Annotated in this window: 25 protein-coding genes; 11 read left to right on the top strand and 14 right to left on the bottom strand. The window is 43.7% G+C overall.

The annotated features are described in order from the left end of the window. The first annotated feature begins 115 nt into the window (after positions 1 to 115). Entirely contained in the window at positions 116 to 928 is an 813-nt protein-coding gene (locus I5907_RS18795) for an enoyl-ACP reductase FabI (RefSeq protein WP_196992327.1), read from the top strand. Between the two features lie 310 nt (positions 929 to 1,238). Further along, the gene (truB, locus tag I5907_RS18790; protein ID WP_231402169.1) at positions 1,239 to 1,970 is read left to right on the top strand and encodes a tRNA pseudouridine(55) synthase TruB; all 732 of its coding nucleotides are present in this window, start codon (positions 1,239 to 1,241) and stop codon (positions 1,968 to 1,970) included. On the opposite strand, the gene I5907_RS18785 is transcribed toward truB, so the two are convergent. Next, positions 1,947 to 4,370, bottom strand: a complete 2,424-nt coding sequence (locus I5907_RS18785) for a BamA/TamA family outer membrane protein (RefSeq protein ID WP_196992326.1) — start codon at positions 4,368 to 4,370, stop codon at positions 1,947 to 1,949. The two genes, truB and I5907_RS18785, sit on opposite strands and share 24 nt — an antisense overlap. Between I5907_RS18785 and I5907_RS18780 the strand changes: the two genes are divergently transcribed. Beyond that, the gene (locus tag I5907_RS18780) at positions 4,348 to 5,070 is read left to right on the top strand and encodes a TrmH family RNA methyltransferase (protein WP_196992325.1); all 723 of its coding nucleotides are present in this window, start codon (positions 4,348 to 4,350) and stop codon (positions 5,068 to 5,070) included. The two genes, I5907_RS18785 and I5907_RS18780, sit on opposite strands and share 23 nt — an antisense overlap. A 380-nt stretch (positions 5,071 to 5,450) precedes the next feature. Here I5907_RS18780 and I5907_RS18775 read toward each other — a convergent pair whose 3' ends face one another. The 7 genes from I5907_RS18775 to I5907_RS18745 all read right to left on the bottom strand — a co-directional run bounded on the left by I5907_RS18775 (position 5,451) and on the right by I5907_RS18745 (position 11,012). Continuing rightward, complete coding sequence (locus I5907_RS18775; protein WP_196992324.1) at positions 5,451 to 6,191, bottom strand: LytR/AlgR family response regulator transcription factor; 741 nt, start codon at positions 6,189 to 6,191, stop codon at positions 5,451 to 5,453. After that, on the bottom strand, positions 6,191 to 7,240 hold the full coding sequence (locus I5907_RS18770; protein ID WP_231402168.1) for a sensor histidine kinase: 1,050 nt from the start codon (positions 7,238 to 7,240) through the stop codon (positions 6,191 to 6,193). Before I5907_RS18770 ends, I5907_RS18775 begins: the two co-directional genes overlap by 1 nt. A 6-nt stretch (positions 7,241 to 7,246) precedes the next feature. Next, positions 7,247 to 7,606: a DUF4288 domain-containing protein gene (locus I5907_RS18765; RefSeq protein WP_196992323.1), complete on the bottom strand. Its 360-nt coding sequence runs from the start codon at positions 7,604 to 7,606 to the stop codon at positions 7,247 to 7,249. Positions 7,607 to 7,669: 63 nt separating this feature from the next. Next, entirely contained in the window at positions 7,670 to 8,158 is a 489-nt protein-coding gene (locus I5907_RS18760; RefSeq protein ID WP_196992322.1) for an SgcJ/EcaC family oxidoreductase, read from the bottom strand. 123 nt (positions 8,159 to 8,281) lie between these two features. Then, positions 8,282 to 9,091 carry a LiaF transmembrane domain-containing protein gene (locus I5907_RS18755; protein WP_196992321.1) on the bottom strand — a complete coding sequence of 270 codons (810 nt, stop codon included), beginning with the start codon at positions 9,089 to 9,091 and terminating at the stop codon, positions 8,282 to 8,284. Positions 9,092 to 9,216: 125 nt separating this feature from the next. Then, complete coding sequence (locus I5907_RS18750) at positions 9,217 to 10,149, bottom strand: DMT family transporter (RefSeq protein ID WP_231402167.1); 933 nt, start codon at positions 10,147 to 10,149, stop codon at positions 9,217 to 9,219. A gap of 50 nt (positions 10,150 to 10,199) precedes the next feature. Next, positions 10,200 to 11,012 carry a 2,3,4,5-tetrahydropyridine-2,6-dicarboxylate N-succinyltransferase gene (locus I5907_RS18745; RefSeq protein ID WP_196992320.1) on the bottom strand — a complete coding sequence of 271 codons (813 nt, stop codon included), beginning with the start codon at positions 11,010 to 11,012 and terminating at the stop codon, positions 10,200 to 10,202. 141 nt (positions 11,013 to 11,153) lie between these two features. On the opposite strand from I5907_RS18745, the gene I5907_RS18740 reads away from it, so the two are divergent. The 3 genes from I5907_RS18740 to I5907_RS18730 all read left to right on the top strand — a co-directional run bounded on the left by I5907_RS18740 (position 11,154) and on the right by I5907_RS18730 (position 14,038). Further along, complete coding sequence (locus I5907_RS18740) at positions 11,154 to 11,723, top strand: L-threonylcarbamoyladenylate synthase (protein ID WP_196992319.1); 570 nt, start codon at positions 11,154 to 11,156, stop codon at positions 11,721 to 11,723. Between the two features lie 186 nt (positions 11,724 to 11,909). Further along, positions 11,910 to 12,971, top strand: a complete 1,062-nt coding sequence (locus tag I5907_RS18735; RefSeq protein WP_196992318.1) for an N-acetyltransferase DgcN family protein — start codon at positions 11,910 to 11,912, stop codon at positions 12,969 to 12,971. Further along, positions 12,968 to 14,038, top strand: coding sequence for a mandelate racemase/muconate lactonizing enzyme family protein (locus tag I5907_RS18730; RefSeq protein ID WP_196992317.1), 1,071 nt, complete (start codon positions 12,968 to 12,970; stop codon positions 14,036 to 14,038). The genes I5907_RS18735 and I5907_RS18730 overlap by 4 nt, the downstream gene beginning before the upstream one ends. A 102-nt stretch (positions 14,039 to 14,140) precedes the next feature. On the opposite strand, the gene I5907_RS18725 is transcribed toward I5907_RS18730, so the two are convergent. Next, positions 14,141 to 15,124, bottom strand: coding sequence for a carboxylesterase family protein (locus I5907_RS18725; RefSeq protein WP_196992316.1), 984 nt, complete (start codon positions 15,122 to 15,124; stop codon positions 14,141 to 14,143). 216 nt (positions 15,125 to 15,340) lie between these two features. Here I5907_RS18725 and I5907_RS18720 point away from each other — a divergent pair, with 216 nt between their 5' ends. Then, complete coding sequence (locus tag I5907_RS18720) at positions 15,341 to 15,634, top strand: hypothetical protein (RefSeq protein ID WP_196992315.1); 294 nt, start codon at positions 15,341 to 15,343, stop codon at positions 15,632 to 15,634. 46 nt (positions 15,635 to 15,680) lie between these two features. Here I5907_RS18720 and I5907_RS18715 read toward each other — a convergent pair whose 3' ends face one another. Next, positions 15,681 to 16,322 carry a 3-keto-disaccharide hydrolase gene (locus I5907_RS18715; RefSeq protein ID WP_196992314.1) on the bottom strand — a complete coding sequence of 214 codons (642 nt, stop codon included), beginning with the start codon at positions 16,320 to 16,322 and terminating at the stop codon, positions 15,681 to 15,683. Between the two features lie 156 nt (positions 16,323 to 16,478). On the opposite strand from I5907_RS18715, the gene I5907_RS18710 reads away from it, so the two are divergent. Beyond that, positions 16,479 to 17,384, top strand: a complete 906-nt coding sequence (locus tag I5907_RS18710) for a 3-keto-disaccharide hydrolase (RefSeq protein WP_196992313.1) — start codon at positions 16,479 to 16,481, stop codon at positions 17,382 to 17,384. Continuing rightward, positions 17,384 to 17,926 (top strand): DUF1415 domain-containing protein, encoded by a 543-nt coding sequence (locus I5907_RS18705; RefSeq protein ID WP_196992312.1) that lies wholly within the window; start codon positions 17,384 to 17,386, stop codon positions 17,924 to 17,926. Before I5907_RS18710 ends, I5907_RS18705 begins: the two co-directional genes overlap by 1 nt. A gap of 110 nt (positions 17,927 to 18,036) precedes the next feature. Here I5907_RS18705 and I5907_RS18700 read toward each other — a convergent pair whose 3' ends face one another. Together I5907_RS18700 and I5907_RS18695 are read right to left on the bottom strand one after the other, a co-directional pair. Further along, a complete protein-coding gene (locus I5907_RS18700; protein WP_196992311.1) occupies positions 18,037 to 19,041 on the bottom strand; it encodes a bile acid:sodium symporter family protein in 1,005 nt (334 codons plus the stop codon). A 182-nt stretch (positions 19,042 to 19,223) separates the two neighbouring features. Further along, entirely contained in the window at positions 19,224 to 20,357 is a 1,134-nt protein-coding gene (locus I5907_RS18695) for a glycoside hydrolase family 5 protein (protein ID WP_196992310.1), read from the bottom strand. A 104-nt stretch (positions 20,358 to 20,461) separates the two neighbouring features. Here I5907_RS18695 and I5907_RS18690 point away from each other — a divergent pair, with 104 nt between their 5' ends. Continuing rightward, positions 20,462 to 21,298 carry a 3-keto-disaccharide hydrolase gene (locus tag I5907_RS18690; RefSeq protein WP_196992309.1) on the top strand — a complete coding sequence of 279 codons (837 nt, stop codon included), beginning with the start codon at positions 20,462 to 20,464 and terminating at the stop codon, positions 21,296 to 21,298. 2 nt (positions 21,299 to 21,300) lie between these two features. On the opposite strand, the gene I5907_RS18685 is transcribed toward I5907_RS18690, so the two are convergent. Further along, a complete protein-coding gene (locus I5907_RS18685) occupies positions 21,301 to 21,543 on the bottom strand; it encodes a hypothetical protein (protein WP_196992308.1) in 243 nt (80 codons plus the stop codon). Positions 21,544 to 21,708: 165 nt separating this feature from the next. Beyond that, entirely contained in the window at positions 21,709 to 22,782 is a 1,074-nt protein-coding gene (locus I5907_RS18680; protein ID WP_196992307.1) for a hypothetical protein, read from the bottom strand. Positions 22,783 to 23,533: 751 nt separating this feature from the next. Here I5907_RS18680 and I5907_RS18675 point away from each other — a divergent pair. Continuing rightward, positions 23,534 to 24,448, top strand: coding sequence for a hydroxypyruvate isomerase family protein (locus tag I5907_RS18675; RefSeq protein ID WP_196992306.1), 915 nt, complete (start codon positions 23,534 to 23,536; stop codon positions 24,446 to 24,448). Positions 24,449 to 24,480 lie beyond the last annotated feature (32 nt).

Genomic DNA, 24,480 nt, shown 5'->3' with positions numbered 1-24,480 from the left:
GTGGTGGCCATCTCTTTTGCATGGTATTTCATTTGTATGCTTACGTTTTTTAAATTTTTTTCGCTTCAATCATAGTATTATTTTTACCGCATTATAAAAGTAAACCCAACAAGGTATGTCGTATAACTTACTAAAAGGAAAGAAAGGAATTATATTCGGCGCACTTGATGAAAGATCAATTGCCTGGAAAACCGCACTGCGTTGTCATGAAGAAGGCGCAGAAATCGTTTTGAGTAATGCGCCTGTAGCTATGCGTATGGGCGAAATAAATAAACTGGCTGAGAAAGTAAATGCACCGGTAGTTGCTGCAGATGCCACAAGTATGGATGATCTTAAAAAACTCTTCGAAACTGCAACAAAACATTTTAATGGCGGTGTAGATTTTGTGCTGCATTCAATAGGTATGAGCCTTAATGTGCGTAAAGGCAAATCTTATACAGAACTTGATTATGGTTTTAACCAGAAAACACTCGATATTTCTGCCATGAGCCTGCACCGCGTATTACGCACTGCATGGGATATGGATGCCATCAACGAATGGGGCAGCGTGGTAGCGCTTACTTATATTGCTGCACAAAGAGTGTTCCCGGATTACAGCGAAATGGCTGATGCAAAAGCATTGCTCGAAAGTGTTACGCGCAGCTTCGGTTATCACTACGCTGTTAAAAAGAAAGTGCGTGTAAATACTGTTTCACAATCACCAACTGCTACTACTGCAGGTAGTGGTGTAAAAGGTTTCGACGGCTTTATAGATTATGCCGATAAAATGAGCCCGCTGGGTAATGCAACCGGCGACCAATGTGCAGACTATTGCGTATCGCTGTTCAGCGATCTTACACGCATGGTAACCATGCAAAACCTTTTCCATGATGGTGGTTTCAGCTTTACCGGCGTAACACCGCAGGTAATAGAACAAATGGGTAAGTAAATTGTACAGATATTATTTGAAGACACCACGCATCTATTGCGTGGTTTTTTTTATGTGGCAGGCTGCATTGCTACTATGTAGCTTTGGTTGTGTCACTCACTTGTACTTCCTGTTCATTACGCAACAGGTGTGCAACCATCAACTGTTGGTCCAAACACGTAACCGGCCCGGTTTTCCGCAGCCAAAAGTTCAATATTGTTATACCGTACAAGAGTGCGACGCAACAGGTGCCTCATGCATGTACTGCTGCCGGGCTCATGATTATTCTTACAAAAAATACCGCACCTTTGCCCACTTTGATATTTGTGTAATGAAACAAAAGCCCATACATGCTGCTATGCAGCCTTACCTGGAAGGCCAGGTTATACTGATGAACAAACCGCTGCGCTGGACGTCTTTTGATGCAGTAAAGAAGGTGCGTATTCTTACCGGTGTATCAAAAGTGGGGCATGCCGGTACGCTCGATCCGCTGGCAACAGGCCTGCTCATTATTTGTACAGGTAAGTTTACAAAGAAGATCAATGAATACATGGGTATGCCAAAAGAATATACGGGCAGTATTACGCTTGGCGCAACTACGCCAACATTCGATCTTGAAAGCGAACCTGGAAACAGGAAGCCTGCAGAGCATATTACAGACGCTGTGCTGCATGATGCAACGCGGCAGTTTACAGGGAACATTCTGCAGGTGCCGCCAATACATTCGGCTATAAAAAAAGACGGTAAAAAACTATACGAGCTTGCACGCAAAGGCAAGGAAGTAAACCCTGATCCACGTCCTGTAACGATTGATGTGTTTGAGCTCACGAAAATCGAAATGCCCGTGGTGCATTTCAGGGTGGTTTGCTCAACGGGAACATATATCAGGAGCCTGGCAAATGATTTTGGTGCAGCGCTTGGTTGTGGTGGTTACCTGAGCAGTTTATGCCGCACAAAAATTGGCGATTTTAATATCGGGCATGCATATACACTGGCGGGTTTTGAAGCGCACATTATGCAATTGAAACAGGCTGCAACATCAGAAGGGGAGGCCAATGCCTAACTGTATGGCGTAGTTGTTGCGTGTAGGGGCACCTTTGTCGGTGTACTCGTAATTCTTCCAGGTAAAGTCTTTGATGCTGAGCCAGCCATTATTGGCAGAACGTACAGGGTCTTTCAGTTTTATGCCCATGTCAACCCTTATCAGAAAATAATTGAAATCGAACCGTAAGCCGGTACCCACGCCAATAGCAATGTCTTTACCAAACCGGTCGAAATCAAAATTACTGTTTGGCGAATTTTCGTTGGGGTGCAGGTTCCATACATTGCCGGCATCTACAAATAAAGCACTGCCTACTTTTACTGCGCTAAACTCTGCCAGCGTAAAGCGGTATTCTGCATTGGCTTCAAGCTGCATATCTCCATACCTGTCGCGGAAAGTTGCCGCCGTATCGCTCGAGAGGGAAGAACCGAGGCCAATAAGCCGCAACCCCCATGCACGCATGCTGTTTGGGCCACCGCCAACAAACTGCTTAAAGAATGGCAGTGTTTTACCAAAGCGTTCATTCTTTCCATAGTTGTAACCGATGCCCGCAAATGCCCGCAATGCAATGGCAGACTTTCTTTGAGAGATCAGCTTCCTGTATTCAGCTTCAAATTTGATGTATTGATAGATTTTATCCTGCAACCCTTTAATGCGCCCAAGTATAGCGCCCGACTCTTCTGCTGCAAGCCTTACCAGATTGCTTACGTTATTGTTTTTGCCCGGGTAAGAGAGCAAGGCACTACCCTGCAGGCTTATTACTGTGCCGGTATTGAAAGATGTGCGGAGAAACGGGTTTGTTTCAAATTCATCACGCAGGTTTGGCAGTGTATCCAGTGAGTATAATTCAACATTTGGAATTTTTACCGAGTAAAAAATGTTTTTCTTTTTCCATTCATACCCCCAGTTGGCAATGAGTGAGCGTAACCGGTAAAAATCCTTTCTTTCCACGTAAGACGCACTGGTATTTAACCTGGTGCGGATATTATCCAGGCGATAGGGATTCTTGGGTTTGGTAAAGCGTGGCAGTATAAACCGCGGAAAGGTGTAACCGTGACTGAGCGACGATTGAAAAGTTTGCAGCAAAGAATTGTTTTGCAAAAAGCTAAACTCTACGCCATTACTGAATGTGGTGTTGGATTGTATGGCCGAGTGCCACACGTTCCGGTTTATGTAGGTTGTGTTCAACGCAAAACCAATCAGGGTTCCGGATGTAAGGAGATCCCCGGTATTGCGGCTGGCCTCCACGTAAAAGCCAAGCGTTTCTTTTTTGGCTGGTGTAAGAAAATAATGAAAGTCTACAGTATCATTTCTAAGATAAGTTCTGTAGTCAACCCGTTCCCATGCACCTATCTGGTTAAAGTTATTCAGTGTTCTGTAAAAGTTTGTTTCGTTGTACATGTTACCGCGTAACTGGTATGTATGCTCCCGGAGTGTTCTGAATCTTACATAAGGTTTATCCTGTTTATAGAACAATGTATACGCATTTACAGGAACTCTTTTGAAAGATGCCGTATCGGTTACCAGCGAGTCCGGCTGATCATACCTCCCTGTTTCGGGATAGTAGTATATCTTACCAATATAGTATCGTTTAAAAAACGCACTGTCGCCCGCAGACATAACCGAGTCTTTAAAATTTCTCTTTTTGATGCCTACGACTGCAGTAGGATTTTCAAGCCGTCTCTGCGTGGCCGCCGCAATTTTCTCAGCCTGTTCAAACGGGTCGAGTGTTACCTGCAATAATGAAAGATCGGCCGTGTCTATTTCTGCCACAAGATTATCTCTCGTCAGCAGAAAATAACCGCGCTGCCTGAAAAGCGCTACTTCGCGGTCAAGCTCTGCAGCGATCACCTGCTTGGAGAATCTTGTTTTGCCGGGTTTAACAGCGCTGTATTTACGATTTATCTTAGAGAAGCGGTTCAAAGCAGTATCACCAAGATCGTAATATATAGAATTTATGATCAGGCTTTTGCCGGGGTTGATCACAAAGTTGATGGTGGTACGAACCTCATCATCTTTTTTTTCGAAGGTATAAGATGAATCAGGGTTAAGAAAAGAAGCGTTGTAATAGCCCTGGGAATTGAGATAACTTTTCATGAAAGACACCGATCGTGCAATATTTGCCGTGTCAAAAACAGGCGGGTCTTTTAATACATACCGTACGCCAAACTGTTGCACTTTTGCAGCATATAAACTATCATCCCAGTAATTGGCAAGTTCATTGGTCAGTCTTTTTTTCTCATCTTTATCAACATTGCCTATAATTGTAACCTTGTTATCGAATACAAATGGTTTACCGGCAGGTGGTCTTTTTACAACTGTGCATGAACTTATCAGTAAAACAAGCGGTAAAAAATAACATAAAACACAACTCAGTTTCCGGCTAAAACGCATAAAGATGATCAGTAAGAATGAGCTCAAATATATTCAAAGTTTGTACCATAAAAAAGTAAGGAATGAAGAGGGCGTGTTTATAGCAGAAGGCGTAAAGCTTGTTAACGAACTATTACAAAACAATTTTCCTGTAAGGAAGGTTTATGCAACGGGCAACTGGCAAAGCCCCGTAGCATTTGAAAACGTGCAGGAAATAGAATTGCAGGAGCTTGAAAAAATGAGCAGCCTTCATACACCCAATATGGTACTCGCTGTTGCTGCACAACAAAAACCTTTGCACGAGCCCGTGCTCCAAAATAACATTACCCTTGTGCTCGATGGCATACAAGACCCCGGCAACCTTGGAACCATTATGCGTATTGCAGACTGGTTCGGCATTACACAGGTTGTGGCAGGTAACGATACGGCAGACATGTATAACCCCAAAGTGGTGCAGTCTACCATGGGCAGTATTATGCGTGTAAATGTATGGTACAAAGAAATTGCATCGTGGCTGGCTACGGCAGATGTGCCTGTTTATGGCGCGCTACTCAACGGAAAAAGTATTTATGAAAAGACTTCTGTGAAAGAAGGCATATTGGTCATTGGCAATGAATCAAAAGGTATAAGACAAGAGGTGATGCCATACATACAGGAAGCGCTCACAATAACCGGCAGCGGCCATGCAGAATCGCTGAATGCAGCGGTAGCAACGGGTATCATTTTATCTCACCTCGTAAAGCCATAAAATCTTTTTTGTTATGGGCCGGGCTTTTGTAGTGGTGGCATCGGTTGTTGCGTCGCACACTTGTACTTTCAGAACATGTATGAACAACGATACTGCGTAGGCCACGTGGCCGCGTTAAAGACAGTTATTTTTATCAGGCTGGCTGTTGTTTCTTTTGATTATTCATTACTGATCGCTGCTGCCGCCATGAAAAGATACCGTTGAAAGGATTGCGACGCAACAGGCGATGCCACGAAGTACCAATGCTGGTATCTCAATGTAAATCATCATATACTCGATCAACTGTCAACTTTTCTCACGTTTCACCTCTCACGTCTCACGATTGCCGCTTCCCATTTACGTCTCCCCAATCACGCTTCACCTTTCACGATTCATCTCCATTACAATCCCAGCACCTCTTTCAGCTTTGCATAACCCTGTTTGCTAACCGGCACTCTTGTACCGCTGCTGAGTAATACGAGGTGGCTGTCTTTTTCATACGCATCAATACGTGTAATCAGTTGCGTGTTGATGATGTAGGAACGATGCACCCGCACAAAATGAAAAGCTGCCAGGCTGTCTTCAAAAAACTGCATGGTTTTTTTCTTCAGGAAAGCGCCCTCGGCCGTATGAATTTTTACATAATCATCCGCTGCTTCGAGGTATTGAATTTGAGTAACCGGTATAATTTTTATTTTGCCGCCATCTTTTACCACCACGCGGTTACTCTGCACGGGTGATTTGCCTGCTTCTTCAATGATCTGTTTGGTTTTTTCTACTGCCGGTTTTTGCTGTTGCTGCTGCATGAGCTTTTGCAGTGCTTTGTCAAAACGGTCTTTGCTGAAAGGCTTTAGCAGGTAATCTACCGCATGTGTTTCAAAAGCCTTGATGGCATATTCTTCGAATGCTGTTGTAAAAATGACCTGTGGCGGGTTATCGATCAGTTCAAGCATTTCAAAGCCGTTGATCTTTGGCATTTGTATGTCAAGAAAAATCAGGTCGGGCTGGTATTGGTTAATAGCTTTTACCCCTTCGAAACCGTCATTGCACTCAGCTATTAGCTCAATGCCGGCATGCTGTTGCAGGTATTCTTTTACAATACTTCTTGCAAGTGGTTCATCATCTATAATAATTGCTTTCATTAGATCTGTTGTAACTGAGGAATAGAAATGGTTGTTATAAAAAGATGTCCTGTTTTTGTTGTTTGCAGCAGATCGTGCCTGCCAAATAATAAGAACAGCCTTCTTTGAATAGAGGCCAGTCCGAACCCGGTGCCCTGCAAGGGTAGTGCCGTTTCAGGATCGAAAGGGTTTTCTACACTTACTTCAAGGTGGTCGTTTTTTGTGGTAGCGTGAATGCTGATGGTTACTTCGCCCACAGTATCGTACAGGCCAAATTTTATAGCGTTTTCCACCACCGGCTGCAATAATAATGCAGGCAGTTTTAGCTGCAGTGATGCTTCATTGCAATTGATCTGTGTTTGCAAACGGTAACCAAATCTCACTTTTTCAATATCGAGGTATAACTGCAGGTATTCCAGTTCTTCTTTCAGCGAGCTCCATTGCTGTTCATCCCTTCTTAGTGTGCCACGTAAAAAATCGCTGAGCTGTTGTATCATATGTCTTGCCTTCTCAGGCTGCGAGCCCGTTAAGGCACTGATAGAGTTTAAACTGTTGAATAAAAAATGCGGTTGCAGTTGCTGCCTTAGTTTAAATAATTCCGCTTCTTTGGATAATCTCTCTGCTTCTGTTTTCCTGGCTTCCATATCTGCCTGCTCTTCCTGCGTGTACCATAGTAAGCTGATCATGCTCATACAACTGATCATGAGAAAGGACACACCAAAACGGATAGACAAGGAGTCGCCCAGTATCAGCAGGTACTGCGCATCGTCTTTAAAAACCATTTTCAAAACCGTGTTAGAAATGAAAAGGCATATACTGCTTACAATAATGCTTACGATTAATACATACCAGTATTTTTCGTGTTTTGGCAGGTAGTACCGCATGTTATTAAAAATAAGCATGCAACTGCCTGCGAGAATGAGATTGGTAATTACGCTGTCTGCTATAACCTGTGTATTGCTAACGTTGAAATTGGCCAGTGAAAAAGAATGTATAATGCTTACGGCTGTCCACCAGACTGCGTTGATTATTTTAAGACTTTTCCTGGAAGATGGTGCGCTTGTGTTCAAGGCCGTTTAGTTTAGTCTGATACATTGGTGGGCACTGCTTTCCAGCAGGTGTGCCGCTTTCATTTGCGTAACACGAATATAAATATCTGCATTGTCTTCTTCCCGTATTCTTGAATACATTTCTGCACCATCTACCAGCGCATTCATCGGGTGCATTTCGGGCACGTCAATAAATTTCCAGCGTACCGGTTTGTTGGAGTGGTTTAGAAAGTCGTCCTGCTCTCTTTCGCCAATGCTCCTGGCTTTTTGAAATGCATGCAGTTCGTCTTCTGCCATGATTACGCGTAACTGTTCATCGAACTGCGGAGTATGTGTACCATCGCCGCAGATTATCTGGTAAATAAGTTTTGCTAAGTACCATTTCATAGTTAAACAATTTTGATATGCACATGATGAGGTAAGTACCATTGATTGATGCTTTGCAGACGATCAGATACCCAACAGCCTGCTGAACAATCCTTTCCTATGCTTTTTACTGTTATGGAAGGAAGTGATCTTCCATACGCCGTTTTCTTTGATCAGAATATTTGTAGTGTAACTTAGTTTGCAGTTTGTGGCTGTTTCATATTCTTTCAACACTGTTCCTTCTGCATGTACAACCGCCATTGTTTCGTTGAGAAAGCGGATACTTTTGATGTTGATATAGAGGCTTGAATTTTTTAGCATGCCGCTGAATGATTTTTCATGTGCGGCTATATTGCTGGCTTTACCTTTGTAATGCTCGCCCCGAAAGCTTACAAAATCACTGTCTTCGGTAAAACATTCGCCGAACGATGCTGCATCTGCATTTGCCCATGCCTGTTTCATATGGTCGAACACTTGTCTTATTTGTTTTTCAGCTGCGTTTTCTACATAGTCTCCGAGGGTAATTGCATACAATGCGTATGTATGGTTTGTTGGTGGTATTGCAAGATTCATAAAACTGGTTCTTTAACTGTTAGCGACTTTGGTTTGAAGCTGTTGCATTACATTATACTGTACAAGAGTGCGACGCAACAGGCGTTGATAAGAATTACTATTGCCGGGCCCATAATGTTTTTTTTAGTAGCTTTTTATTTCCATGCCACCGAAGATGGTGACACCTTTTATAATGAGTGCTTTGTTGGTGTCTATTTGTGTAGCAACGGGTCTGCGTTTATCTTCCAGCCCGCCAAAAATGCTGGTGCTTTCTATTTTAAGATCCCAGTGGGCAGGGATAACGAGCTTGGTGCCGCCAAATACCTGGTTGGCTTCTATGATCACCGGGCCCTGTATATCTGCCTGTGTAAGATCGATCTCTGCACCGCCCATAAAACAATTGATCTCGCCACCCCTAAAGTTTTTGGAAAGGATAAACTTTTTTGCACTGCCAAATACGGAGTTTACTTCTATAAATTCGCCTGTAGTTTTGTTGATGGCATCTGCATCGGGCGTGTTTGTTTCCATTCCGTAAGTGCCATATTTCTGTTGCATCTTATCATCCCATTTTTTTTTCCATTCGTCTTTATGCTTCCAGTAATCATCTCCGCGAAACCTGTTTTTGGGGCGTGTAAGAAACAACAAGCCAACAGCCAGGAAAATAATGGGCAGGCCGTATTCCTGCAGGTTGAGATCTATAAACTCGTTATTGATAAGGTAAAGCGAACCGATAGCGATCATGATGAGTGCGCCAAAGTTTTGAAACCTGTGCTTTACACCAATATATAAACCTACAATGATGAGGATGGATGGCCATGTAAAAAGCCAGTTGGGAATGCCTGCGCCCATTTTGTTTGCGAGCAACAGTGCACCAATAACCAGGAAGAACGTGCCGGTAATCACTTTTCCGTCCCTGTGTTTTATTTCGTTTTTATTGTCATTTATCTCTGCCATATCTGCTGATTTTGATACAACAAAGCTAATATGCCGGTGTGTGCAGGAAAACAGGTGATAGGCAGTAAACTGTAAATGGTAGGTAAGCGGCGGTAAAACGTCGGTAAAAATTTCTGCCGATATTATTATGCTTCGGCCGTGGCGGTTTTCTGTTTCCAGCCAATCAATAAAACGCCGATAATAACGAGTATTGTTCCGATGATCTGTTCGGTGAAAATATGTTCTCCTAAAATCCAGTGCGCCTGTAAAATGGTGGAAACAGGCCCTACGCTTGTGACAATAGCGGTATTGTTAGCGCCAATGGTTTTCATGCCATACGCAATGAGAAAGGATGGGATGACCGTTGCCACCACTGCCAGCAGGATGGCATAAATGGTGAGTTCTTTTGTGAGCACCAGTGTGCTGTAACCTGAGGCTGCAAAAAAATGTACCAGCACACCTGCCGTTGCGGTAAGCATTACATACGCAGTAAACTTTGATGCGCCCAGTTTTGGTATAAGCCTGCCACTGCCTACCAGGTAAGATGCATAGGTAACAGCACATAAAAAAATTAGTAAACTGCCGAGGAAAAAGTTATCGCCTGCAGATGTAATATTCAGCTCGCCAAAGTATGCAATGCCAATACCGATGTAGGTAAGTATGAGGGCAATCTTTTGTGTGCGTGTAACAGCCTGCCCGAACATGCATGCATTGATCAATACTACGAACGTAGGGTACAAAAACAATATCAGACGCTCTATGCCTGCAGATACATATTGCAGCCCCGTAAAATCAAACAGGCTGCTGAGGTAATAACCGATAACGCCCAGGAAAATAATGAGCCACCAGTCTTTGGACGTAAATTTTACATTGCTTTGTTTATTGCTGAGTACAAATGCTGTAACAAGATAAAAAGGCAGGGAGAACAGCATGCGGAATGTTAGTAAAGACAATGCAGATACACCGGTATCTGCAAAGGCTTTCTTTACCATGATCGCTTTTGTAGAAAACAATACGGCGCCTGCAAAAGCTACGATAAAGCCAAAAAAATTGTTTGTTTGTTTTGTTGAAGCGGGCAAATGAAAGTTTTAAAAAGCCCTGTTACCACCATGCATAACAGGGCCATCGTTTATACGCTTACATTGAAATCTCTCAATGCATCATTCAAACTGGTTTTAAGATCTGTGCTCGGTTTGCGCCTGCCAATGATCAGTGCACAGCTTACACCAAAAGAACCGGCAGGAAAATCTTTGTTGTAAGTGCCCGGTATTACCACGCTCCTGGCAGGTACACGGCCTTTATATTCAACAGGGGCTGCACCGCTTACATCAATGATCTTTGTAGATTGTGTTAGCACCACATTGGCACCAAGCACCGCTTCTTTTTCCACTACTACACCTTCTACTACAATACAGCGGCTGCCTATAAAACAACCATCTTCAATAATTACCGGGCTTGCCTGTAATGGTTCCAGTACGCCGCCAATGCCCACACCACCACTCAGGTGTACACCTTTGCCTATTTGTGCACACGAGCCTACAGTGGCCCATGTATCTACCATGGTGCCTTCATCTACATAAGCACCAATGTTTACATAACTTGGCATCAGTACTACATTCCTTGCAATGTATGCGCCATAGCGTGCCACAGCATGCGGCACCGCACGAACACCCAGTGCCTTGTAATTGCTTTTGAGCAACATTTTATCGTAGAACTCAAATGGTGGCAGTTCCCATGTCTGCATTTGCTGTATACCAAAATACATGAGTATCGCCTGCTTTACCCATTCGTTTACTACCCATCCGTCTTCAGAAGGAGAAGCCGTACGCAGCCTGCCTTTATCTACTTCTTCTATCACACATTTTACTGCATCACTATATACATTTTCTTTTAAAAGTTCCCTGTTTGCCCAGGCTTCAGCAATAAGTTTTTTAAAATCCATGATCGGTATATAATTTTTGCAAACTTAGGCAAATGTGCAACAGTGCCGTATGGAAATTTCGAAAACCATTAAGCCGGCTGGCCTGTTTTATAGCCATTGAAAATTTGCGCGCAGCATTATTAAATACAGCACATTTGCATCATGACAGATTTTTCAGCAGACGTAGAACAATGTCTTGAAGTGCTGCATAAAGGTGGTATCATTTTATACCCTACCGATACTATATGGGGCCTTGGTTGTGATGCCACAAATGCTGCAGCCGTCGAACGCATTATAGCGCTAAAGCAAAGACCCGCCACCAAAAGTTTTGTGGTGCTGGTGGCATCAGAAAAAGAAGTGTTGCAGCACGTTGCAGCGCCTGATCTGGCTGTGTTTGATTATCTCAGTAAAGTCACCAAACCCACCACGGTTATTTACGGGCACGCAATAGGCCTCGCAGAAAATGTTTTGGCAGATGATGGTTCTGTAGCCATAAGAATCTGCAGCGATGAGTTTTGCAAACACCTGGTCAGGAGATTCAGAAAACCCATTGTAAGCACCTCTGCAAACATAAGTGGCGAGCCTTCTCCTGCAAATTTTGCGGGTATCAACAGCCTTGTAGTGCATGGCGTTGATTATGTTGTTCAATACCGGCAGGATGATGCAACCGAAGCGGCAGCATCGTCTATTATTAAATGGCAGAATGGTGAAGTGGTGGTAATAAGAAAATAATTTTGTTGCCGGCTGTGGAATAGTATGGCATCGCCTGTTGTGTCACTCACTTGTACGTTCCGTTTTTATGGCAACTGTAGCGTTCCGTTTCATCGTACAACATACATTTACAAACAGTAAGTTAACACATAACTTTTCTGCAAAGCAGTTACAAATAATATCGGTACAGAAAAATTATCTATGCAAATGGCAACACCGAAGGCAATTGTATTAACAGACGGGCTGCTGCATACAGGAGATGCAAAAACAGCCCATGGCCTTATACGCGGAACAGACAGGTACCAGGTTGTGGCAGTTATTGACAGTGTTCATGCCGGTAAAGACGCCGGGGAAATACTCGATGGCAAACACCGGAACATACCTGTATTTGCCAATGTGCAAACCGCACTACATACAATCAGTAACGTTAAGTATTGCATCATCGGCGTGGCAACGGTTGGCGGCGCTATGCCAAAACATTTTTTTCCCATTATAGAGCATTGTATTACTCAGGGCTTATCAATCGTAAACGGGTTGCATGAGTTTTTAAGTGAAATGCCTGCAATGGTCTCACTTGCAGAAAAACATGGTGTAACACTAACAGATATACGTAAACCAAAGCCCCGTAAAGAGCTTCACTTCTGGACGGGCGAGATATTCAACGTTAAGGCACCCATCATCGCAGTAATTGGTACCGACTGCGCTTTGGGCAAACGAACAACCTGTCGCATGCTGGTGCAGGCATGCAATAAAAGCAATATAAACGCTCAAATGATTTATACTGGCCAGACAGGCTGGTTGCAGGGCGGTAAATATGGATTCGTTTTTGATACCACCGTAAATGATTTTATTTCCGGCGAACTGGAGCATGCCATTGTAAGTTGTGATAAAGACACTAATCCCGATGTGATACTGATAGAAGGTCAGTCTGCACTACGTAACCCTACGGGGCCCTGTGGATCGGAAATGCTTGTTTCAGGCAATGCACGCTACGTGGTGCTGGTACATGCGCCAAAACGCACCTGTTACGAACATGTAGAAGCCTGGGGAAAGATTCAATCGCCTGCCAGCGAGATTGCACTGATTAACATGTACAACGCCGAAGTAATTGCACTGGCATTAAATACTGAAGATTGTACAACTGAAGAAGCCTTGCAGTTCCGGGAGCAATTTGAAGCAGAGCTTGGTATACCCGTGTTGCTGCCGCTGCAGCAGGGCGTGGAGAAAATCGTTCCGCGTATTCAATCACTGATCAAAGAAAAGTTATGAAGATAGCCGCCGTACATGCGTACCTTGAAAAGCTGCCGCTTACCAAGCCTTATACCATTGCATACAAAACAATTGCCGATACATCCATCGTTTTCCTGGAGATTGTGCTTGATAACGGTATTACAGGTATCGGCGCATCTAACCCGTTTGAAGAAGTGGTAGGTGAAACACCTCTGCAAACACTCGAAAACCTGCAGACAGATTTTGTGCAGCAAATGGTTGGCAAAGACATTCGTGCTTTCAATCAATTAATAGATGAGGCAACACTGCATTTTAAACATTTGCCCGGTACAATAGCTGCCATAGATATCGCGCTGCATGATGCCTTTTGTAAACACATTGATATTGCAGTAGCAGACTTGTATGGAAGAAAAATAAATGCCCTGCCTACTTCTGTAACAATAGGCATAAAAGATATTGCCGCAATGGTAGACGAAGCAAAGCTGAATTACAATAATGGTTTCAGGGTATTGAAGATAAAAACGGGTCTGCATGTAGAAGAAGATATCGAACGCATCGTAAAACTGCGGGAAGCTTTTGCCGGTGATATAACCATTCGTGTAGACGCCAACCAGGGATATGATTTTCACCAGCTAAATCAATTCATCAACGCCACGGCAACACTGGATGTTGAACTGATTGAGCAGCCACTGCCACGCGGCAGCGAGGAAGCGTTGCTGTTGTTCCCCGAGAAGGAGCGTAAAAAAATTGCCGCAGATGAATCGCTGCTGGATGCAGGTTTTGCCATGCAGCTTGCACAGCAACCGTTGCCCTTTGGCATATTCAATATCAAGCTGATGAAATGCGGAGGCATAAAGGCTGCCAACGAGATTGCCACTATAGCAAAGTATGCAGGCATCGATCTTTTCTGGGGTTGTAATGATGAAAGTATTGCAGGCATAAGCGCCGCATTGCATATAGCCTATGCATGCAGCAACACGAAGTATCTTGATCTCGATGGCAGTTTTGATCTTAGCAGGGATCTTGTAAGTGGTGGATTTATGCTAAAAGATGGACTGATGTACTGCACCGGTAAAGCCGGTCTTGGTATTTATAAACATGACTGAAACCGGGGCAGCTGCGTAAAGATATAGCCGTACAAGAGTGCGACGCAACAAAAGCCCCATGCTTGTACTACAGCCGGGCCAATAAGTTTTGTTATTACCAGATCACATCTGTTTGATGTCTCCCGGCTTTTCTATTTTGAAGCCTTTGGGCACTGCATTGTGCATAACACCATTGAAGAAATCTGTTATTTTATCTACCCTGAAAGCGGCAGGGTAAACGCCATGCCCGCCATTGGGATCTATGTAGGCAGATACCGGTATGCCGAGTGTGTCAAGCCTTTCGTACAATGGTTTAGAACCATAGCAGGGAAAGAAATTTTTACAGGTATAGAAATAATCTACGTTCCATGGCGCCACATTGTCTTTCTCTCCATGAAAAAATATTGTTGGTACACCATTGTCTTTGGTAAGCAGGTAAGGATTATTGAGTCCGCCCCACATAGCTGCCATGGCCTTTACAACACTCTCTCCACGATACTTGTTTCCAAAGGTGTATAACGGGCCAAGTGTATCGGCAATACGGCCAAAGAATGCGTCGGCAGCCTGCTGATCGTAATAGTGCGCACCGAGCGAAAGTATGCTGCCGGCACTGGAGCCTGTTAAGAAGGTCCAGTTGGTGTCTGCCGCATAAGAAGCTGCGTTGGCCGTTAAAAACCTGATGGCAGCATGTGCATCCTGCAGGGCACGGTATACGGCAACCTTTACAGCTACTGTATCAAGATCGCACGGGTCTTTGCCTTTTTCCCAACCGGTTCTGTAGTTGATGGAAGCCACAACAAAGCCTTTATCGGCAAGCATTTCACAGAAATTTTTTCCATCGCTTTTTTCACCTTCTTTAAAGCCGCCGCCATGCATGTAAATAGTAAGCGGGAAAGTTTTGCCTGCAGTGTCCTGCGGCATATAAACATCAAGCTTCAGGTCTTCTTTATAACCGTTTGTATCAATCCTGGCGAAAGTTATATCGGCTGCTGTAAGCCCCGCGAAAGCATAAGGCGCATTATCATGCGCTGCTTTTTTTTGTTTACACGAAAAAATGAACATGCTTAAAACGGCAATCAACACTGGTATTACGGGTGTTCTTTTCATAAAGTGTATGCGGCAGGTGCAGGTGGTAAAATTGCACCGCAAGATAGATGTAAAAATCTGTAATCTGATTTGCAATTGACTGTGCAAATTCGTTTAACAGAGTTTTTACAAATATGAAATTGCGTTGTATATGGTGTATGTCAGTTAACTTACACATTATACATGCAGCAGTTTGGTACAATTTTTTAACCGTTACAGTGTTTAAATATTTGCGTTATGGTAAATTATGCAGAAGGAATTTTTACAAGAGAATATACAGAAGGCGGACTGAAACTGTATGCCACGTTTCACCCGGAAGTGATTTTGGAAACAACGGAATACACGGTTACCAAACGCTGGCTGGTTGTACTGCTGCACCCTGAATATGGTTTGCAGCCGTTCTTTATTTTACACAACGATCTTATGAAGCGGTGGGAAACAGACCAGAACGATACACACAGTATTGAAGATGAAATATTGCAATGGTGTGGCAGGCAAATTGAGCGTGGCAAAAAAATGAACAGCCTTTAAAAATTAAAGGCTGTTATTGTGAAGAAGCATTTCCCCAGTGCCGGTATTAATCTGCTAATGGTCTTACCATGACATTTTTAAAATATACTTTGCTCTTTGGATCGTGACCCTGCAGTGCAAACGTGCCGCTGGATATTACCCGTTGTTCGTCTCCCTCGCCTCTTTTTACACCATCCGGTTCTGTGTAATCTACCACGGTTTTGTCGTTTATTTTAATGGTTACATGTTTGCCTTCCACCCTAATATACTCCGTGTACCACTCATTGTCTTTTACAAATACATCCTTTACATCCTGTATGCCGTACAGGCTGCCTGTTCTGCGCCAGTCAGTGTGCGAATTGTTTACCTGCACCTCGTATCCCTTCTTGGGCCAGCTGCTTTCCTGGTAAATGGTATGAAAGTAAATGCCTGAGTTTGAGCCCGGCATGGTCATTACATCTGCCTTAAATTCAAAGTTTTTGAAGTCATGGTTCATAACAGGCCCATCATAAAAAAGATGCGCTGTAGGGCCATTCACTACAAGCATTCCATCCTGTACAGCAAATGTAGATGCGTTGGCACCAACCTTCCAGTTGTTCAACGTTTTGCCGTCAAACAAGGGAACCCAATCGTTTTGCCGGTTTGGTGCTTTATGTGTAAAAGCAAGAAGTGCGGCAACTGCCAAAGCCAGGCTGATGAACTGTTTCATAATGTAGCAATGATAATGTTAGTGTAAAGAAATCTGAAGCTAAACGTTTTTTGCGAATATACCTTATGCAATTCTGTTCAATCTTTACGCAATATGTATCACGCATGTACGTGCACAAAGATTTTATTTATTACTTTCATCGCAATTATCATCCCCATGTACAAAATACTATGTTGCCTCCCTGCTGTGTTGTTTTTGCTAAACGCCTGCACACCAAAACAAGAGATCAATGCAGATGCTTCAAAAGAAGAATGGACGAATTTATTCAATGGTAAAGACTTCGATGGCTGGGACATAAAGATTGCAGGTTACAACCTCAATGATAACATCCATAACACTTTTACGGTAAAAGACAGCATGATCGTTGTTGATTACAGCGGCTACGATAAGTTTACAACAGAGTTTGGCCACATGTATTATAAAACCCCCTACACTTACTACAAAGTGCGCCTGCAATACCAGTTTTATGGTGAGCAGTTGCAGGGCGGTCCGGGCTATGCAAGGCTCAACAGTGGTATCATGCTGCATTCACAGGCAGCAGCTACATTGGGTAAAGACCAGAGTTTTCCTGTATCGCTGGAGATGCAGTTTCTCGCAAGCGACTCTGCCAACAAGGTGCACACCGGCAACTTGTGCACACCGGGCACACTGGTTAGCATGAACGGCAAACCGGCAGACCTGCATTGTATTGATTCCCATTCTCCATATTACTACGAAAACGACTGGATAAATGCTGAAGCAGATGTATATGGCGATTCTGTAATACACCATATCGTGAATGGCGATACCGTACTTACTTATGAAAAGCCTGTTATTGCAGGAGATTTTGTAAACCACGATTTCAATTTTACCAGCGGTGGGTTTGCTGCAGATTCTGTTAAGTGGATAGAGCAAAAAGACAAACCACTTACAACCGGTTACTTCGCCCTGCAGGCAGAAAGCCACCCCATAAGGTTCAGAAAAATAGAACTGCTAAACCTCGAAGGCTGCATGGATAAAAAAGCCCTCAACTACAAATCATATTATATAAAAGCTGACAATACAACCTGCCGCTATAAATAATGCATACAGAAGAGCAAGTAATTGCACAAACCAAAAAATGGATAACCGATGTTGTTGTCGGTTGTAACTTTTGCCCGTTTGCTGCAAGAGAATTAAAGCGCAACACGGTGCACTATATTGTTGAAAACAGTACAGAGATCAGCGTATGCCTGGAAACTTTTATACGCGAATGTATGCGCATGGACGATGATGCTGCCACAGAAACGAGCTTCATCATTTACACAAATATGTTTGCAGATTTTGAAGACTACCTAGATTTTGTTTCTCTTGCAGAAGCCTTGCTGGAGCAGGAAGATTATGAAGGTGTTTACCAGGTTGCAAGCTTTCATCCGCAGTATTGTTTTGATGATGTGGAGGAAGACGACGCATCCAATTACACCAATCGTGCTGTGTATCCCATGCTGCACGTATTAAGGGAGGAGAGCATTGGAAAGGCGCTGGAGAATTATCCTGATCCTGATGCCATTCCGGAAAGAAATATTGATTTCGCAAGAAAGAAAGGCGCAGCCTATATGCAGATGCTGAGAAATGCATGTTTGTAAGATTATGTAACCGGCTGCATTGCTACTATTGAGCTTCTGTTGTGTCACTCACTTGTACGGTTGGTTGTTTATTCGGCACAGTGCAGCATGCTGTGTTTTCAATAAACACGCTATACACTCCCGGGTCTGTCAAGGCGCTCAGCTATGCCGTTATTTTTTGCCTGCTGCATTTTCCTGGCAGCAATACTAATGATCAACAACTGCACACCATGGTACAGCATCAGCGGCAACAAGACCAACCCGGAGTTTGGTGCATTTGCAAACAACACTTTAGACATTACAGAACCATGCACCAATGATTTCTTGGAGCCGCAAAAAGAAGCGGTTATCCTGTCTTCGCGGCTGAAATGTAATAGCCTTGTAAGCAGGTTGATAAGTTCATAAACAAACATCAGCAACACGGTAACCATTACCAGCAGCAACAACAGGTTAGAAAGCGCAAAACCTTTAAACACTCCTTCTTCGAAAGATTCACAGTAAGAGCAATAAACAATCAGCAGGATGATTGTTTGGTCGAAAAGTTTAAGTGCAGGTTTTTTTGAGGCCGCATATTCGCCAAATCTTTTGTTGAGCAGCAACCCAATTACAACCGGCAGCAACACCTGCAATAACAGCTTGCCAATAACACTGCCCAGTTCTATGTTGCCGTTTTGCTGCATAAAGATACTCATCCATATAGGTGTAATAAAAACGCCGATAAGACTGGATATACTTGCATTGAAAATTGCCGCCGGTATATTGCCACCCGCTATTGAAACCATTACAACAGAAGACGAAACTGTAGACGGCAGCGCAGCAAGGAAAAAGAAGGGCAGCCAGGTTTGCTGTAGAAAAGAAGTGTAAAACAGCGGCCTGCAGAGAATAACGATCAACGGGAAAAGAATAAATGTGCTAACATGTATAATAATGTGCAGCCTGAAATTAGAAAGGCCGGCCTTTAATTTTTCGGGACCAAGTTGTACACCATAAAAAAGGAAGATGAGTGATACGCCAAAGTCTGCAATTTCATCCAGGTGGAAAGGACTTGCTTTTGTACCGGGATATGGAAAAATATAAGCAATGCCCACAACAGCTACCAACGCAATAAGAAATGGATCGATGAACGTTCGCTTCATGCTAATAATGATTCGTGGAAAGTAAAATCTTTCATGAGGCAAACATTTTTACAGGCCTGCAAGTTAAGCGATGATGATTAAAACACAAGAAGGTGCACAATGCCGCACAGCGATCAAAGCGCTGAAGTGAGTGACACAACAGGCGATGATAGTAGTAATGCAGCCTGGGCAACAGTATTGTATTACGCCTTCTTTAAAACATCCAGGAAACGCTCATCCAGCTTGTGGCCATACCAGTCTTTGTATGCAACATCTGTACGGCCTGAGTCGAGCACACCAAAATCGCCTGTAAAATTCCATATTGCGAAGCCAATTTTGCTGGCGGATAAAATATCCAGCAGATCGGTAAACCAGGCAAGAAAAACATGGTGCGGCGTTTTGTTCCAGCAGCCACATTCGCCGCAATGTACCCCCACACCACTGTTGGCAAGTGCTATCCAGGGCTCGTAAAATTTCTCCAGCATTTCCCTGCTCAAGTATTGGTTGCCAACCTGGCCGGGCCATTTTGGTTCGGGCATATGTTCGGGATCGTTATTGGCCCACGGGGCTTTATAATGCGAGATTAGCCCGGGATTATAACCACGACAGCTTTGGGCTATATCCAGGTCTGTGATCTCTGTAATAACCGTGCTGCCTACATTGTTGCCATCTGCAATTACCAGGTGCTGTGGGTTTTCTTTGCGTATGGCTTCAGCCGCGGCTTTGGCAACTTTCCTGTACACCTCTCCCGGTACGGCTGATACTTTTGAATGCTGGTCGTTCATGTCTTCGCGCATGCCGGGCTCGTTTACAAGATCGAAACTGATTTTTGCAGGCGATACATTTTTATACCGTTTTGCCCACATGTTCCAATGAAAATAAAACGCCTGCTGAGCGGCATCATCTTTCCAAAGATTATACGGTTCATGAAAGCCGGCATTGATGCAGTAACCTGGTGCCCTGTGCAGGTTAAGGCTTACATGCATATTGTATTTATGCGCCATAGCAACCAGTGTATCTATTTTTTCTACAGCAGCATTGCTGATGTGGTATACTTCGTCGGGGGTAATATTGCGGCTTCTGTCAAACTCAAGATAGGAGGGGTAGGCGATAGGAATGCGTACAAAATCGAAACCCCAATCCTGCATCCATTTAAAATGTTCTTCTTTGGTGGTTAACGCACCAATGGCGCCTGGTGTAAAAAAGTCCAGCAGGTTAAAACCCTTCCATTTGGGTAATTTGTTTGTGGCCGTAACATTTGCCGCCTGCAGGCTTTTTGTAATACCAATGCCTGCTGCGATCAACGCTGACTGTTTTAAAAAAGCACTGCGGTTCATAAGCACACTGTTTTAATAAAGAAGGCATTAAAGATAATGGTATCTCTTTCCCGAACTGTGATGATCACCGGCTTATTTTACCGCTAATTTGTTATACTTGTATCATGAACAATGCAAAACTATACTGCCTGCTTGCTATGACACTGATTATGTTTACGGCAACAGCACAAAAGGGCTGGATACAGTTATTTAACGGGAAAGATCTGAATGACTGGGTTATTAAAATAAAAGACCACCCGCTGAATGAAAATTATGGTAACACGTTTCGTGTGGAAAATGGTGTGCTGAAAGTTAGTTATGATCAATACAACAATGAGTTTAAAGAACAGTTTGGCCACATTTATTACAATAAGGCATTCTCCGATTATTTACTCGTGGTAGAATACCGGTTTACAGGCGAACAAATCAAGGACGGACCGGGTTGGGCCATCAGGAACAGTGGCGCAATGCTGCACTGCCAGGATCCCAAAACCATAGCAACGGACCAGGATTTCCCCATATCGCTTGAAATGCAGTTCCTTGGTGGTAATGGAAAAGATGAGCGCAGTACCTGCAACCTTTGTACCCCGGGCACAAATGTTATACTAAACGGAAAATTTTTTACACCGCATTGTGTAACTTCCGTTTCGCATACTTATCATGGTGACCAATGGGTAAAAGTTTCGGCATTGGTATTAGGAGATTCTGTAATAAAACACATAGTGGGCAAAGACACCGTAATAACATATGAAAAACCCCAATACGATGGTAAGGATAAATGGGTGCAGCAGGCAGGCTTTAAAGATGGAGACCTGGTAGGTGGCGGCTTCATCGCCCTCCAAAGCGAAAGCCACCCTGTGGAATTCAGGATGGTTAAGCTTTTCGATCTTTCGCCGTATGTAAACGATGCTGATAAGCTCAATAAAATATTGAAAGAGCTGCAACAACGTAAAGACTACTGATCTTAGTTCTGCTGTTGGACCAGGTGTAGTTCTATCAGTTGGCCGATCTCGCCTGAAACGTCTGTTTCGTTATCTGTTTGTTTGTCCATCCAGCGGCCGGCGCCTTCATCGTCTTCAGTATGTACCAGGTGCAGTTCATCGCCCGGTAAATGAACGATATAGCTGTTATGTCCATCGGGTGTTTTGCCGGTGTTTTCTACTTTTACCGGGTTGTTCATGTAAACAATGTCGAATGTGTTATTCATCATCTTATATTTTAGGTTAAGCAATACCGGTATGCATCAAATATCATACAGTTTATTTACCGCAGTGGAATAGCGTAAGCGTTGCAGTATTTTTCCGGGCATTATAAAACAAAAAAGCACTTCCATTACGGAAGCGCTTTTTTTTGATGGGGGTTTTATCATTTATCAGTTTGCCACAGCATCCCGGTATGATACACCGTTGGGCTGCAGGTTGACATTTTTGTGTAGTGGTTTTGGATTCACGCCACCATTTCCTGTTCCTGAGTAATCAATGGCGTAAGCCAAACCGGCTTTCCTGAATTCTGTAACCTGGCTCGCTACCAGCGAAGGTGTGGTGGTGGTTTGTCCAAATTCATTTGTAAGCACATCTTTCCCGGTGGCGGCACGAAGGTAATTTGCCACGTCTGTAGCTACATTTGGTGCAGATGAGTTGGATGAGCTCTTGCTGGCATTTTCACCCATAGGCTCGTACCAGTGTATGTTTACGTAGTCGAGCGCCATGCCTTTGTATGCAGTGATCATCTTTTTACACTTTTCCAGTTTTGCGTTAATATCTGCACTGCCCTTGCCCTGTGCTGCCCGTACAAGTGATCCACTCATGCCTGACCGGTTGGCAAAGTCATCAGCTTTTGCCTGCTGGCCCTTGTTTACAAAATCCTGGTATACGCAAATCAGTACCATATTCAGGTTAAGCGCACCATCGGCTACTTTTATGCCTTTTGCTTTGCATACATCGACTGCAGTGCGCAACTGGGTAAGATAGTTTTCAATAGGGCCGGTATAATAGCCATCATTGTAAGGTTCATTTTCTATTACTGCTACTTCCGGCTGGTAATCAGCAAGAAAATCGTTAAGCTGGTTTTTGTACTCTTTCATGTTCGTCGGGAATGCCCTTGCACCGCCGTTTGCGGCGTATTCATTCAGGTTTAAAATCACTTTATAACCTGCTGCCGCAAAGTCGTCCAGTACAGGTGCTTTGCCATTGTACGTAGACAGAATAACGGTGTTTCTCACATAGATCATACCCAGCTTGTCGGTTACGGTAATTTTACCATCGGTGTCAAGCTGTGTGTCTGCCACCATCACTCCAAAGTTGGTTACTTTACTAACGGCATTCTGTACGTCTGCTGAAATTGCTGCTGCGGTCGTCTCCTGTACAGTTGAAATGGTTTCTTTTTTGCAGCCTGTTACTGCACTGATACAACCAAGTACCAGCATGAAGGATACTGTTCTTTTCATTTTACATTATCGGTTTAATAAATAATACACATCGCAAACAGCCATTACAGTGCATTACCGGTAAATGCAGTTGTGCAGGCGCTTACGCATGCCACGTCAAACACATTAAATAAACCGTAAAAACTTGCTTTACGGGGGTTACATTAAATACTGCAAAACAAGATGTTGCAGCTTTTTCTTCGATGATCTGGTGTAAATTATAGGTGCTTTGCTGTTAAGCATTTAAAGGACGGGGGTCATTTAATAGCGTCAAAAAATTTGCAAAAAAGGTGCCGCAATCCGTTGCTTAAACAATAAATCAGCCAAATGAATGTCGCTTCCGGTCATTTACTTCTTTTATTCAGCGGCCTGTAACCCTTGCTGTGCCTGACTTACAGCCGATAGTATTTTTACGGCATGTTGAAAAGTTAAGTGCGCCTGCGGTAGTTATCAACATTAGAAATGTATAAGTGCTGTTACAATTTTGGTAAGTTGATGTATATATTATATGCAACAACAGGCGCATTATGCTTTGCAGCGGGAGTGTTGAAAACATCGGTTGTACGTTGTTGCGTGCTGCAAAATGATCTGCAGTACAAGCGTGCGACGCAACAGCCGATGCCACCTGTACTGCAGCCAGGTACCAACAAAAACCGCTTTTACACACCAGCCCGCCTGCCTGCCATTTGCTGGCCCGGTTCCATAATTCCGTTTTCAATTAGCAATGAAATAGTTATAAGTACTTATCTTAACGGCAAATAATTGTTTGTCTATGCAACGCAGAAAATTCATGCACCAGTCTTTGCTTGCCGGCGCAGGTGTACTGGCAGCATCAACAGTAAACGCCGGGGTTAACCATAAAGCAGAAGCCGCAAAACCTTTTAAACTTAATTACGCATTTCACGACGGAATGTTTAGCAACAGTGCGGGGAGCAGCTTTTTAGACCAGATACAATACGGGTACGATATGGGTTTTCGCGCCATTGAAGACAATGGTTTTATGGACAGGCCCGTAGATGAACAGAAGAAAATTGGCGATAAGCTGGCCAGGCTGGGTATGAGCATGGGTGTATTCGTGGTCAACTTCGACCACTGGCCGCTACACACGTCCATGACATCGGGCGATAAAGAATGGCGAAAGAAATTTTTAGATGCCTGCAAAAATGCCGTAGAGTGCGCCAAACGCTGCAATGCAAAATGGATGACTGTTGTGCCCGGCAATTATGAGCGCAAACTGCCGCTGGATATTCAAACCGCCAATGTTATTGAAACCCTGCGCCCCGCATGCGAAATCTTTGAACCGCTTGGCCTGGTAATGGTGCTCGAAGCCCTCAGCGATACGCCCGACCTGTTTCTGCGCTACACAGACCAGACTTTTGCCATATGTAAGGCAGTGAACAGCCCTGCGTGCAAGTTTTTGTTTGATATGTATCACATGCAGCGCAACGAAGGCAATATCATCAATAACCTCGACCTTGTGTGGGATGAGATTGGCTACCTGCAGATAGGGGACAACCCCGGCCGTAATGAACCATTCTCAGGTGAGATGTATTACAAAAACATTTTCAAACATATATACAATAAAGGTTATAAGGGCATACTCGGTATGGAACATGGCAATTCTGAAAAAGGCAAAGAAGGTGAAGCAAAACTGGTGAAGGCTTACCGCGACAGTGACGATTTTTAAAATAGGGAAGAAGATTTGTGGCCCGGCTGCAT

Origin of the sequence: Panacibacter microcysteis (assembly GCF_015831355.1) — a bacterium.
GTDB lineage: Bacteria > Bacteroidota > Bacteroidia > Chitinophagales > Chitinophagaceae > Panacibacter > Panacibacter microcysteis.
The sequence above is the reverse complement of the archived record's forward strand: the minus strand, read 5'-3'. Positions and strand labels throughout refer to the sequence as shown.